Source organism: Richelia sinica FACHB-800 (assembly GCF_014698825.1).
Classification (GTDB): Bacteria; Cyanobacteriota; Cyanobacteriia; order Cyanobacteriales; family Nostocaceae; genus FACHB-800.
This window is the reverse complement of the sequence record NZ_JACJTT010000001.1, coordinates 249,979-264,712: the sequence shown is the minus strand read 5'-3', so window position 1 is coordinate 264,712 and position 14,734 is coordinate 249,979. Positions and strand designations below refer to the sequence as shown.

General features: G+C 39.7%; 8 protein-coding genes. 1 reads left to right on the top strand and 7 read right to left on the bottom strand.

Features of this window, described 5'->3' with window-relative positions; all coding sequences use genetic code 11:
- Window positions 1-114: 114 nt before the first annotated feature.
- From H6G73_RS01080 to H6G73_RS01055, 7 genes are all read right to left on the bottom strand, one after another.
- Window positions 115-1,374, bottom strand: a complete 1,260-nt coding sequence (locus H6G73_RS01080; RefSeq protein ID WP_190601091.1) for a glycosyltransferase — start codon at window positions 1,372-1,374, stop codon at window positions 115-117.
- 102 nt (window positions 1,375-1,476) lie between these two features.
- Window positions 1,477-1,944: a DUF2141 domain-containing protein gene (locus H6G73_RS01075; protein WP_190601090.1), complete on the bottom strand. Its 468-nt coding sequence runs from the start codon at window positions 1,942-1,944 to the stop codon at window positions 1,477-1,479.
- A 28-nt stretch (window positions 1,945-1,972) separates the two neighbouring features.
- A complete protein-coding gene (locus H6G73_RS01070; RefSeq protein WP_190601089.1) occupies window positions 1,973-2,968 on the bottom strand; it encodes a glycosyltransferase family 2 protein in 996 nt (331 codons plus the stop codon).
- A 135-nt stretch (window positions 2,969-3,103) separates the two neighbouring features.
- Complete coding sequence (locus H6G73_RS24685) at window positions 3,104-3,232, bottom strand: hypothetical protein (protein ID WP_256443788.1); 129 nt, start codon at window positions 3,230-3,232, stop codon at window positions 3,104-3,106.
- Between the two features lie 49 nt (window positions 3,233-3,281).
- Entirely contained in the window at window positions 3,282-4,286 is a 1,005-nt protein-coding gene (locus H6G73_RS01065) for an NAD-dependent epimerase/dehydratase family protein (RefSeq protein ID WP_190601088.1), read from the bottom strand.
- 53 nt (window positions 4,287-4,339) lie between these two features.
- Complete coding sequence (devC, locus tag H6G73_RS01060; RefSeq protein WP_190601087.1) at window positions 4,340-5,518, bottom strand: ABC transporter permease DevC; 1,179 nt, start codon at window positions 5,516-5,518, stop codon at window positions 4,340-4,342.
- Window positions 5,519-5,666: 148 nt separating this feature from the next.
- Entirely contained in the window at window positions 5,667-6,887 is a 1,221-nt protein-coding gene (locus H6G73_RS01055) for an ABC exporter membrane fusion protein (RefSeq protein WP_190601086.1), read from the bottom strand.
- Window positions 6,888-9,067: 2,180 nt separating this feature from the next.
- Between H6G73_RS01055 and H6G73_RS01050 the strand changes: the two genes are divergently transcribed.
- Window positions 9,068-14,581: a type I polyketide synthase gene (locus H6G73_RS01050; RefSeq protein WP_190601085.1), complete on the top strand. Its 5,514-nt coding sequence runs from the start codon at window positions 9,068-9,070 to the stop codon at window positions 14,579-14,581.
- The last annotated feature ends 153 nt before the right edge of the window (window positions 14,582-14,734 follow it).

Genomic DNA, 14,734 nt, shown 5'->3' with positions numbered 1-14,734 from the left:
AAAAAGAGTATTGACCAACTTTTTAGAGGTATTGAAATCAGACAGTCAAAATGATTAAATTTACTAAATCCAACTTGGGTAAATGCCGTTAAAATTGCTAATGAAATCGTTATTTTATAAAGAAATTTTTGGGTCAATCGGTTGGTCTAGCCATTGATAAGGTTGATATTCTACTAAGGTAATTTCCATAGCACTTTGTAGCCTATAGTTAATACCTCGCCAGGTAACTTTGGAAATAACTACAGAAGACAGCATTGCTAACCCATACATCCATTGGGTCAGGGGAATAGCAATCAATAATCTCACACTATGCTTCAGAGAAATAGGAGTTGGATATTGACCTTGCGCTTGAATAATTGGTTGAATGCTCACTTCCATTAACAGCATCAACAAAAGTATGCCAATAGTATAGAAGCTATAAGCAGAAAACAATAAAGACATCACATATAATTCTGCCTGAAGCAATGATTCAATCATCAACAGAATCAATATGCTAGGAAACAGAATACTAGAGATAGTTTCACTCACTATTGCTAACCAAGCCGGGTGATAAAATCTAGCAGAAATTATCAAACGTTTTAAATTTTCTAAGCAGCGAGGTAAATCACATTCTTCTCGATTTACCATCAGCAGTGAAGGGACAAACTGTACTTTTAATCCATGTGCTTTGAGAAGTTTGGGAATAAATAAATCATCACATAAGGTCTGTTCCCACTTATCTAGTAGTTCTATCCGGTGTAGAACTTCTGTTTTCATTGCTAAACTACCACCCCAAGGAATACCAAACAGAAACATTTGCACAACCGTGGAAACGTTTCCAGAAAAGCGGACTAGGGAACCCCAATAATTACCATTGGAGACATACCAACGATTCCCTGTGGTGACTCCCACTTGACTATCTATGAGAGGACTGACTAATTCTCGCAACCAAGTCGGGTGAACTACGGTGTCAGCATCGATTAATGCTATAGCTTTGTAAGATTCGTCTAAATCAGAGACAGCTTGAATAAGGGCATTGCATTTGAGGCTACAATTATGGCGTACTGCTCTAAGAGTGCTAATTTGGACGTTAGTACCCTGAATTTGGGCGATCGCTTCTTTGACGATGGTGTAAGCTGGATCTTCAGGACTATCGATGATAATTTTTAGATCATACTGCGGGTAATCTTGACGTAAGAGCGATCTGATTACAGTTGGTAAAAATGGATCAGCACCCCGCAGACATAGAATTACAGCCGTTTTCGGTAACTGTTCATTGGCTAATACCTTGGGTTGGTGCGATTTCACATACCAAATAAACACCAATGTCAAACACACCTGTATGACCAACCACCCCAGCAAAGACTTAGAGATAAATATCATCAAATCTTCCACATCTATAAGTCTCCGGCAAAATTTTAGTTGATTTCTAGACAGTAGGTGGCAGAAAAAAGAGAGAAAGGTGAAGGATAATCACCCATTCTCATTACTTATTTTTTATGGATCTAAAGAATACTTCAAAGAGATATTAATGGTCTTATCTCTATTCAAAGCAAAACTAGATTTGCGGAAACTTGGTGTCCCAGTAGAAACCGAAACCACTGGATCATTAGAAATGCCAAAACCTTCTTGGGGAATACCAAAAAAGTCTCGATTCAATTTATGATCACCGTTTTGATCATCAACCACAGCAACCGCATAAGTACCAGGTTTTAAACCCGAAAATACCTTCTTAACAGAATTGCCATTGATCTTGACACAGCCACTTTTGACTTCACTAGTATTATTCATAGGGAAACCTTTTTCTGAGTTATAAACTCTCAGGCAAATTTCCCCAGTCTTGTTTTGAATACCATTCACTACTACCGTTAATTTGGCAGTAGATTCGGCTTGCACATTTTGACTAAAAGAGAAGCTCAATAAAGTAGCTAGCAAAACAGATTGGAGAGTTGATATTTTCCACATAAATCAATCTTTTCTGTGATAGATTAAGTTAGTTCGCTAGAGATGAATCAGGTAAATTATCACGGTGAAATATTTTCCAGGTTTTGGTTACCATTTTTTGCAGTGCAAAAACTAAATCTTTAATTAATAAAGATTCTGTACCAGTTAATTTTTTTACTATGCTGATATAGCAACATAACCTGGCATACCAATTCATCGAACTGTGATTAATTGTTTGTAGATACTCCCCTAATAACCGCCAGTGTGGAAACAAAAGTTTATCCTTGTTTTGAGAATCAAACCACACGGCATATTCATAAAAATTAGGTAACATATGTAATGAAAACCGCGGATTATTATCATTAAATGATAAATAATCTGGAAAAAACATACTTAGAGATTGCTGCGGGTGACTTCTAGCAAAAAATAGATATTCAGGAATTTCATAAAAACACCCAATTAAACCCAGCCTCAATAATAAAATTCCATCTGCATTGCCGTAACCACCCATAGGTGGTATTTTCTCCAAAGCACTACGACGCATTACCCCATACAGTTGATAACAAAAATGTTTAGTTAGTAATTCATTAAATCTTTGTTGAGGTAATGGTAAATAAGTTTTTAGCTTGATAGCATAATCTTGTAATAAGTTACCTTGTTCATCAATCAATTTTGTACGGGAATGACACAAGATATAACTAGGGTATTTGTCTAATATTTCAATACATCGAGCGAGAAAATTCGGTGCATGTAAATCATCATAAGCTGCCCATTTAAAATACTCACCCTTAGCTAATTGCAGCACTCGATTAAAATTACAAGCACAACCAATATTGGTTGCATTGCGAAAATAGCGAATGCGCTGGTCTTTTTGGGCATATTCCTGACAAATATCCGCGGTTCTATCAGTAGATGCGTTATCAGAAATTATCAACTCGAAATCTGTAAAAGTTTGTGATAATAATGAATCCAAAGCTTGAGCAAGAAACCGTTCACCATTATATACAGGTAAACCAATGCTTAATTTAATCGAATAAGTTTTCATTCGCAGTTCCCCCATTAATTTCACAATTAATCATCCAGAATTTTTTGATTTGTGCGAATTCTGGATTTTGAATGATGAGTATTTGATTGCGTCAAGATTCAAAATGCAAAAGGGAAGTACAGAATACATCAAACTTTAATTTCCTACCTGATAGTTTGATACACCAGCCACAATAGGGTATTTATTATTTGACAATTCTTCTGTTCGCGTAGCGTGGCGTAGCCATACTCCTGTACGGGCGGGTTTACCAAAATTCTCGTTCATAGTTGATGATATCTGTAAACCCGCCCCTACTGACTCCTGAAGTCTGACTTTATTTCATCAATTTTTCAATATCAGTTGCTTTTAACCACTCATGGGTGAGTCCCATTCCTATTTCCAAATCAACTTTTGGTTTAAAATTTAAAACACTTGTCGCTTTGGCAATAGAATAAGCATAGGGACGACTCATGAAATCAACTGATTCTGGTAAAATATCAGCTTTTTTCCGAAATAACTTTTGTCCTTGACTACGCACCCGTAAAAATAATTTCATTTCTTCCTTTGGTAAAGACATAGGTGCTGGTAAACCTTCCATTGCCGCTAAGTGCATAAAATATTCTTTCCAGGAAGTTTCCTGTCCATCGGTAATATTAAAAATCTCACCGTAAGGGGCTTTTTCTATCGCCAAAAAGATAGCATCAATCAAGTTATCTACATATAAATGATTCATGACACCTTGACCATCATTTGCATAAGCAAATAACTTCTGTCTCATCATGTGAATTGGTCTCACTACCCAAGGAATACTCCCAGGCCCGTAAACATCCCCAGCACGTAAAATAATTACGCCAAAATCAGGCGGTGAATTGAGTTTAATTAATTCAGTTTCTGCCTCTATTTTGCTCTGACAGTAGGAATTGTTATCCCCAGAAGTTTGACTTGATTCCGTCACTTGATTAGGATAATTAAAGCCATATACTAAAGCAGTAGAAAGATGGACAAAAGTTTTGACACCAGCCTGTTTAGCAGCTTGACCAATATTGATAGTACCCTGGACATTTATTTCCCGAAAATGCTTGATATCTCCTGCTTCTTCTGCTAATTGAGTAGTATGTAAAACAATATCTACACCTTGACAAGCGGCTTTAGCAATTTTTGCATCTGTAATCCCACCAACTAATACCTCAACCCCTAAATCTTTTAGTTTTTGATGTTGCTGAGTAGAAGTTTGTAAACCCCGGACTTTCATTCCTTGGGCTATAGCTAATTCAGCCGCACGCAACCCGATAAATTCATCAATTCCAGTAATCAGCAGAGTTTTATTTTGGCAGTTCATAGAAGATATTGAAGGGATGATTTTTGTAATGTAACCGAGACAATAAATAACAACTAGAAAATGTCGGCTGGGTCAGCAGAACGCAGCTTATTAATAGCCAAAGCACCAGAAGTCAGACAAATTAACACAGTAGAAACTAAAACTACTACAGTATTATTAACTGTCATGATAATCGGCAATTTAGTGGCTTCACTGGCAAAGTCATATAAACCCACAGAAATAATATAACCGGGTATATAACCTAATAAAGCTAAAATTAATGCCTGTTGAAATACTACCTTGAGTAAATAATTATTGGTGTAGCCAATGGCCTTTAATGTGGCATAAGCAATAAATTGGGTGGAAATATTGCTATACAAAATCTGATAAACAATCACTACACCTACAACTGAAGCCATGGTCAGCATTAAATTGAGAATAAAGCCAATGGGAGTTCTAGCTGCCCAATAATTTTTTTCAAAATCAATGAATTCCTGCCTGGTAAATATCTTCACATCATTAGGCAAGTTTTCTTTCAGATTCGCTAAAACTTGAGCAGGATCAGCACCTGGTTTGAGAGTAATAATTCCCACATCTATTTTTTCTGCTGGTCGAGTATTAGGGTTAATTCTCAAAAAAGTTGAATCACTAACAATTAAGTTGCCATCCACACCAAAGGATGGACCTAAGCTAAATAAACCACTTACTCTCACTCGATAACCTTTAACAGCATCAAAGGGAAAAATTTCTATTGTTTGTTCAGTATTGCCTTTTTCAAACTGTTCTGCGATTGGACCAAATTCTGGTCGAGAATCTCTGTCAAACAACATGACATCAGGCACTTTTAGCTTATCTAAATTTTGCTCAACTTCAGGAATATCCATCACTGGTCTGCCTGGGTCAAAACCAATCACATAAATAGAATATTTTTCCCCACTGACAGGATTCTTTAATTTGGCAAACTGTAAATATAAAGAACTTACAGAGTCTACGCCTTCAAATCCTAAACTTTGGTATAAACGAGTCCGCGAAAAGCTTTGAATTGCTGTTAAAGCTTTATATTGAGAACTAACTAAAAATAAATCTCCCCGTAAATGTTGATGTACTGCTGTGGCACTGGAATAAAGTGCATCTTGAAAACCAAGTTGGATAAACATCAACAAAACGATAAAACCAATCCCGGCTACAGCCACCACAAAACGTACTCTTTGCTGGGCTAACTGTAGCCATGCTAAAGGAATTTTGAAATTCATATATTTGGCAGTGATTAGTAAGTAGTTATCAATTAACCCCTGGCAAAATCGCTAATTTTGCAGCGATATTGGTAACCAGAAAATTTTGCATGGTTATGCAAGAAGTCTAATTATGGATTGACTACTTCTTGCGTTGATTGATTGTTAATTACATCTGAATTGCCACATCAACTTGTAAATTAGTTAAACGCGACAGCTTTTTATTATCTGCGGCGTTATCAATCACAATTTTGACTTCAATTACTCGTCTGTCTGTATCCGAATTGGGATTCAAGCTAAAGATACTTTGTTTGTCTACTTGCCAGCCAATTTCTTTAACAGTGCCACGAATTTTACCCGAAAATGCGGCACTGGTAATGAAAGCCTTTTGACCAATTTTCACATTTTCAATATCAGTTTGATAGACTTCTGCTAATACTTGCATTTGGGAAACATCACCAACTTCTGCAAACCCAGAAGTAGAAATAACTTCTCCATTTTTGGCATGAATTTTTAAAACTGTGCCGTTAATAGGAGATTTAATGTAAGTTAAATCGTAATCTGCTTTAGCTTGCTCGATAGCAGTTTCTGCACTTTTAACCTGGCTTTGGGCTACTTCCACATCTACAGCACGGACTTCTTTAATGCTGTTGAGTCGAGACTTGGCTTCTTGAATTTGGTCTTTTAAGGTGTTCTGAGTGCGCTGGAGAGTAGCTTGGGCTTCACTTAGTTGTTGTTGTGTAGTTTTGAGTTGTAGGGCTTTAGCATCGGCAACAGAAGCAGAAACAGCACCATCCTTGTATAATTGCTGATAGCGATCGCTCTCTTTCTGGGCATTCTCTACTTCTGCTGTAATGCGGTTTATAGTCGCATTTTGAGCCGCAATTTCCCCTTTCAACTGGGAATCTAACCGCGAAATAGTTGCTTTTTGGGCATTAATATCTCCAGGTTTAGACCCAGCTTTTACCTGAGCTAACTGAGCCTTTGCTAATTGTAGTTTATCAAAAGCTTGTTTTAATGCTGCTTTTGCTCGTTGATAATCTTCCAGTTGGGCCATCACTTGTCCAACTTTGACCTCCTCCCCTTCCTTAACCAACAGTCTTTCTACCCGCACACCATTAATGGAATTAGGTGCAGATAAATAAGTGATTTTTCCCTGTGGTTGCAAACGTCCCAAGGCAGTTACAGCCACTTTCACAGGAGTAGGTTTAGGTGGATTTATTGATGCAGCTGAATGAGAAGGCAATTGAGAATTTAGCCCTACTTGCGACAAATTATAGAACCGAGATAAAACTACTAAACCAGTGGTTAAAGTAATCGATGCAGCCAAAACTACCGGCCACTTAACAGTTGTTTTTTTGAAGAGTTGGCGTTCTTTATTTACTGCCATATTTTTATTCCCAGTATGTTCGTTTAAACAATAGTCGTAATATCTCTATCAGTTGATATGACTGCTCATTACTGCTGAATTTATACATTTTCAGGTAACGAAAACAGCTAAGTTTAATTACTGTGCTATGAATTATTACCATTACTGCTTGCTGCTATCGATGTAGCAAATAACAGTAAACAAAAGAGGCAGAAACTTGTTCCTCATGTACCTGCTATTATGTTGTGAATTAATGAGCGACTTACTCAACAAGAAATTTTTCTAGCGAAATATCCAGTAGTGACGTAGCGGATACAGATATAAACAATCAGATAAGTCAGGAAGATGCAGGAAGCCGATAATTTAATGCTGGGATTTTGACAATATTTTCTGGTCAATACCCTTATTTTTATCCTTAATATCCACGGAATTAAGTAGCGTCAAATACCTTAGCAAATGTTGAATACCTTATATCATCAAATGCTAATTTATTGCTCTTGAATAACTGATTAACAGGATCAGTCTGCATCTAAATTATTACCAATAATATATCACGCTGTCAATCAAAATGAATTACATCAATGTCTAGAAACAAACACAATATTTTGTTGAATATGTTGGTTTTATTAGTAGTCTGGCAATTTTCTCTCTCACTGCTTATCCTTTCTTCTTGAGATTACCAGGCATCCTGTCAATTCCCCGTGATGAATTTAGCCAATAAATCATTTGTTGATTGTAACTAGTGAACAAAAGCCATAGCAGATATTGATATAGACCAAGCAATTACTCTTAATTGCCTCACCCATAGATTCTAGATATTCTCAACCATGTATACGCAAATATCATCTGATAATTTGCATATACATGGCTAATTTTTTGAGATTCTTAATTACTATCTCCAAAATGTTCATATTCTCTAACAACTCATCAATATGTAGGTTTGATAACAACACCTGAAAAATGAATGTCTGCTTTATAAGTAACTGATGGAGATTATTCTCCTGAGTTATCTTATAAAATCATCAAATACCAAAGCAGAATTATCATGTTTTATTGAAAAAACAACGTTTCTGTTCAATTTCTGAAGATGTGTGTTTATTTATTTGTAATTGAGCAGACATTAAAGCTGTCACCCTTGACCACAGGAGATAAATAACCATCGGCTTAGGAATTTTCCCACTCATTGATTAGCCGATCATCGTTAAATATGACACTAGTGTCTTGGTTTCTCAATCAAAATGGAGGTAATTGCCAAAATATTTCTAGCAAACTTACTAAATATGAACTATTCAATTTCTCCAACCTATGCTAGTGTTTGTATTAATTCAACATCGATAAATGGAAACAAAATTATTGAATCAATTGAGGTGTTCAGGAAAAAATACTAAGCATTGACAGCTTGATGATCATTTATCTAAAAGTTGTTTAAGTATTTTTTCATGAATGATAAATCTGGTAAAGAATTGTATTCTGTCTGTAACAAGATTGGCAACTTTGATGAAACAAATCAGCTAAAATAGATTATCTGTTATTTTGAAAATAAACATGAGTCTTTTCAAATTGCAGAACGTGGCAATTGACACATACAACAACGCTGAAACAACTCTAGACTATGCAACTGGTGTGAGATAGTAAAAATCAGCTTGCATAACTAATGTGACATTTGCATTGTGCCTAGTGAATACAATTTATGTAGCATTTAACCCTTGATACTCAGACAAAGCTAAGGAACAGCTAATTCAACAACATTGAATTTCATACCCTCACATACCATATTCTTTGATTGACCTAATTGGCTGACATCTGAAAACTAAATGCTGACTAATTTACCGAACTTTTTATCATTACATCTGGATGAAATTCACTAATTTTCGGACTAAATCACTACCAGCTTATTTTTGCTGTTTCTACAATATCAATGGCTAATTTCCATCAGAAATATAGTCATTTATACAGCTTGCCGGAGGCAACGTTGTTTAGTGTTACTTTTTCCAAAATTGCCTCCAACCACCAAAAGCATCAAGTATTGAGAAACTACATCAGGGCAGTATTTATCGTGTGGTGTTGATTTGGAGTCAAGCATTAAGCCATCGCAGATAGGATTGCTCACTGCTGACTAACAGTAATAGTGCAAATTGTTAGATTGCATAGCAGTTACTGTAGCTGCAAAATCCACAGTAATCAAAATAAGTCTATGTCCTATGTCTGCTAATTCAATTAATACTGCCTTGGCAGAGTTAGAAAGCCTTGTTAATAGTTGTGAACAGGCTGTGCTTAGGTTTATAGAGGAAAAAAAGATGAAGTCAGATAATTCAATGTCCACTCACAAAATTAACAGAAAACTGCAACAAAATCCTATAGCAATTGTTGGCATGGCATCGCTGTTTCCCCAATCGAGAACCTTGCGGGATTACTGGCGCAATATTATTAATAAAGCTGACTGCATTACCGATGTTCCTGATACCCATTGGAGTGTAGAAGATTACTACGACCCCAACCCCAGAACCCCAGAAGATAAAACCTATTGTAAGCGCGGTGGGTTCATTCCTGAGGTTGATTTTAACCCAATGGAATTTGGCATTCCTCCCAGCATTTTAGAAGTAACTGATGTTTCCCAACTATTAAGTTTAGTAGTTGCGAAAGAAGCAATGGAAGATGCTGGTTACGGTGAATCTCGTGATTTTAACCGGGAAGCTGTGGGGGTAGTTTTAGGGGTAGCAATGGCCAAACAATTGGGAATGCCATTGTCTGCCAGATTAGAATACCCCATTTGGGAAAAAGTCCTGAAAAGCTGCGGTTTATCTGAGGAAGAAACTCAAAAAATCGTCGAAAAAATTAAAAGCGCCTACATCAAATGGGACGAAAATGCTTTCCCTGGCATGTTGGCAAACGTTGTCGCTGGACGCATTGCTAATCGGCTGAACTTGGGCGGAATGAACTGCGTTGTTGATGCAGCTTGCGCGAGTTCATTCGGTGCATTAAAAGTTGCTATCAGCGAGTTAGTTGAATATCGGAGCGATATGATGCTAACTGGTGGTGTGGATACCGATAACACCATCATGGCGTACATTTCTTTTAGTAAAACTCCCGCCGTTTCTCCCAGCGAAAATGTCAAACCTTTTGATGCTAAATCTGACGGGATGATGTTAGGTGAAGGCATCGGCATGTTGGTACTCAAACGCCTGGAAGATGCCGAAAGAGATGGCGATAAAATTTATGCGATTATCAAGGGTATTGGTACTTCTAGCGATGGACGCTACAAGAGTATTTATGCACCCCGCAAAGAAGGACAAGTCAAAGCGTTAGAAAGAGCTTATGATGATGCTGGTTTCTCTCCTGCTACCGTCGGTTTGATGGAAGCACATGGCACCGGTACAATGGCAGGAGACCCCACAGAATTTGGGTCTTTGAGAGATTTCTTTGTGAAATATGACGACAAGAAGCAACACATCGCGTTAGGCAGTGTGAAGTCCCAAATTGGTCATACTAAAGCTGCTGCTGGTGCTGCCAGTTTAATTAAAACTGCCCTGGCATTACATCATAAAGTTTTACCAGCTACCATCAATATTACTGAACCAAATCCCAAATTAAATATTGAGAATTCTCCCTTCTATCTCAACACTGAAACTCGTCCTTGGCTGAAAGCAGAAGGGGATGCACCCAGACGCGCAGGTGTGAGTTCCTTTGGTTTTGGTGGCACAAATTATCACGTTGTGTTGGAAGAATATCAAGCCGAACAAGAACGTCCTTACCGCTTACATGGAAATTTGAGTGAAGTGTTATTATTTGCCAATACCCCGGCTGAGTTGGTAACAAAGTTAGAAGCAACTTTGAATCAGTTGAAAGGTGAAGGGGGAGACAGACATTACGGTTTATTGGTGCAAGAGTGCCAAAATGTGACTATTCCCCAAACTGCGGCAAGAATTGGTTTTGTGGCAGAAACTCGCCAGGAAGCTTGCAAACTGCTGCAAATTGCCGTTGATTTAATCAAGCATAAACAATCAGTTGATGCTTGGGAACATCCCCAAGGTATTTTCTACCGTGCTTCTGGGATGGAGTTGGGTGGCAAGGTTGTAGCGTTGTTCTCTGGTCAAGGTTCCCAGTACCTAGAAATGGGTCGGGAAGCGGTGATGAATTTCCCCTCCTTGCGGCGGTTGTATGGGCAGATGGATAGCCTGTTAATTAAAGATAATTTGCAGCCTATTTCCGAAGTTGTTTTCCCCCATCCCACCTTTGTGGAAGCCGAGAAAAATGCTCAGGTTGCAGCTTTGCAAAGAACTGAATATGCCCAACCAGCCATTGGGGTGTTTAGCGCGGGGCTGTATTCTGTTATGCAGCAAGCTGGGTTTAAGGCAGATTTCGCTGCTGGTCACAGCTTTGGTGAATTGACCGCTTTGTGGGCTGCGGGTGTGCTGAGTGAGGAAGATTATTTGTTCCTCGTGAAGTCCAGAGGACAAGCGATGGCTGCACCAAAAGACCCACAGCACGACGCAGGGACAATGTTAGCGGTGAAGGAAGATATCAGCAAGATTGAACCTATCCTCAAGCATTTCCCACAGGTAAGTATTGCTAACTTCAATTCTCCCACGCAGATTGTGTTGGCAGGGCCGACTGGTGAAATTAAGCGCATTCACCAAACTTTGCAAGAGTTGGGTTATGGTGCAGTGCCTTTACCTGTGTCTGCGGCTTTCCATACACCACTAATTGCCTTTGCTCAAAAATCTTTTGCGATCGCTACTAAGTCTGTCGCTTTCCACGCACCCAAAATCCCAGTCTTCAGCAACGTCACTGGTAAGCAGTATACCCCAGATACCTCAGCTATTCAAAAGACCTTAGAAAGCCACTTAGCTAGTTCGGTGCTGTTCAAGCAAGAAATTGAAAACATCTATGCAGCGGGTGGTCGTTGCTTCGTAGAATTCGGGCCGAAGCGGATATTGACCAACTTAGTGAAAGATATTTTAGGCGATCGCCCTCATCTTACCGTATCTCTGAATCCAAGTACCCAGAAAAATAGCGATCGTTCCCTCCGGGAAGCAGCAGTGCAACTGCGCGTCATTGGTATGGCATTAGGCAACCTCGACCCCTACCAACTACCCCCCGCACTCCCTCCCGCAGAACCCAAGAAAGGCTTGAGTTACAAGTTAAATGGCATCAACTATGTGTCTGACAAGACCAAGAATGCCTTTACTCAAGCATTACAGGATGGGTTCAAGATTAAAGGAGTTCAGGAGTCAGTAGGGGCGGGTTTACAGATATCATCAACTATGAACGAGAATTTTGGTAAACCCGCCCGTACAGAAGTTCAGAATCAGGAATTAGTAGTTGAAGAGACAGTAGCAAAAGAAGTTGAAGAATTGAAAAGTGCAGAAATTCAACATTCTGTAACTCCTGTAACTTCTGTAACTTCTGGACTTCTTCCGACGAACGGTAACGGACATAAGAAAACACCCATTATTAATACTCCACCTCAACCCCAGATGAGTCCTGCGACCTTTGTAAATCAACCCACTACAGAATTGTTAGCGCAGCATTCCGGAGAGAAGATGCAAACCCCAGAAAAACCTGCAAACTTCCAACAAATTCTCAGCAGCTTAGAAAACCTGCTCACCCAGTTCCAGCACAACCAAGCAGAGAATTTACAAGTTCACGGTACATACCTGAACCATCAGATGGAATATGCTAAAACCTTCTTCCAACTGATGCAACAGCAAAACACCTTGTTTGCAAACGTCAAATCCTCTGAAGAAGCTGCCCAAATCAAACAAGTGGTGATGGAAAGCTTAGAGCGCAGTATGTTGCAGTTTCACGCGCAACAAGGTGAAACCCTCCGCATCCATGAACAATATCTGCGGGAACAAGTGGAATATACCAAACACTTTTTCCAACTCATAGAACAAGAATATTCTCAACTAATTGCTGGTGAAGGCACAACTCAACCAGCAGTTCCTCTCCAACTCACCGAAACACACACCAACACCCTGCGGGACTTCATCCCCCTACAAGCAGAACAAGCTATTACTGAAGTTGCTGTTCCACCCGCTGCCAAAATTGTTGAACCTCAACCAGTATCAGTAATTGAAGCACCTGCACCAGTTATTGAACCAGTAGTTAAGATTGCGGAACCCGTAATTGCTGCACCTGCACCAATTATTGAACCTGAACCAATTGCACCTGTAGTTGCCTTTACCCCCGAACCCGCAGCAGTCAGCAGCAATGTCAAAACTGATGATATTGGTCAAAACCTACTCAACATCACCAGCGAAAAAACAGGCTACCCCATCGAAATGCTCGAATACGACATGGACATGGAAGCCGACCTGGGTATTGACTCCATCAAACGAGTAGAAATTCTCGGTGCATTGCAAGAACTATATCCCAACTTGCCCAAACCCAACTTAGAAGAACTGGGAGAAAAACGCACCATCGGTCAAGTTGTTGAATATCTACAAGCCAACGCTTCCAGAAGCTTGTCTGTAGAAATCGCCATTAACCAAGTACAGCAAGCCGTAGAAAAACAGGTGACAGGTGACACTTCGACTGCGCTCAGTGCATCGCAGGTGACAGAAGAGGTGATAGGTGACAGGTTACAGGTTACAGGTGACAGCGAAGAGTACGCAGACTTAGCTCAAACCCTGCTCAACATCACCAGCGAAAAAACAGGCTACCCAGTCGAGATGCTGGAACTAGACATGGACATGGAAGCCGACCTGGGTATTGACTCCATCAAAAGGGTAGAAATACTGGGAGCAATGCAAGAAGCATACCCGAACTTAGCCAAACCAAATGTCGAAGAACTAGGTGACCTGCGGACAATTGGACAAATAGTAGACTACCTCCAAAAGTTGGCTGGAGGTAGTGAAAAAAAAAAGCCACAGTTTGATGTTGACTCGATAACAATTCCCTCAGAGATGGTGAGTCAGCGCGGTCTTGGGGGTTTCCCCCATGAGCGACTGACGGTAGAATTAACCCCACCGTCTCTACCAGACCCCAACCTTCCCCGCCGTCCCGTTAAGCTGAAAACCTTACCCAGACCAGATTTTTGGGAAACCACCTTACCAGAGGGACATATTGCACTAATTACCGATGATGGGTCATTAACTACCAGTAAACTAGCGATCGCTCTCAACGAACAAGGCTGGAAAGTAGTAGTTTTAAGTTTCCCCCAATCATTAGTTCCCGATCAAGTGCCATTACCTGAAGGTGTGAAGCGCGTCACCCTAGCAAACATGAGAGAAGAACATCTGCAACTACTGCTACAGAGCATCATCGCGCAACACGGGCCGATTGGGGCATTCATCCACCTACATCCTCAATTCTCCACCGAAACCCCAGGTAAAGTGGCATATCTGGAAGCGGAAAAGGCAATTGTCAAGCACACCTTCTTAATGGCAAAACACCTGAAAGCCAGCTTGAACAACTCAGCCAACCTAGAAGGAAGAGTTAGCTTCTGCACAGTAGCCCATCTCGACGGTGCATTTGGACTAGAACACAAAGGAAACTTTGGAGTCATCGGTGCAGGGTTATTCGGGTTAACCAAATGCTTGCGGTGGGAATGGCCAAACGTATTCTTGAGAGCAATTGACTTAAGCCCTGCTTTAGACCCCCATCAATCTGCACAACATATCCTTGCGGAATTGCATGATTCCAACAGATATATCAGTGAAGTTGGTTACGGTTCACAAGGACGAGTCACACTCATAGCCGAGGCTGAATAAATTGTCGGGTGGGCAAATTGCCCACCACACTCTGGAAGAATGTTTCGCGCCAAGACGCAAAGGCGCAAAGAAAAAGCCGCTAAGTAATAAAACTACATAGAAGAAAAAGTTTTTAATTCTCTTCATTCTCTCTGCGCCTCTGCGTGAGACATT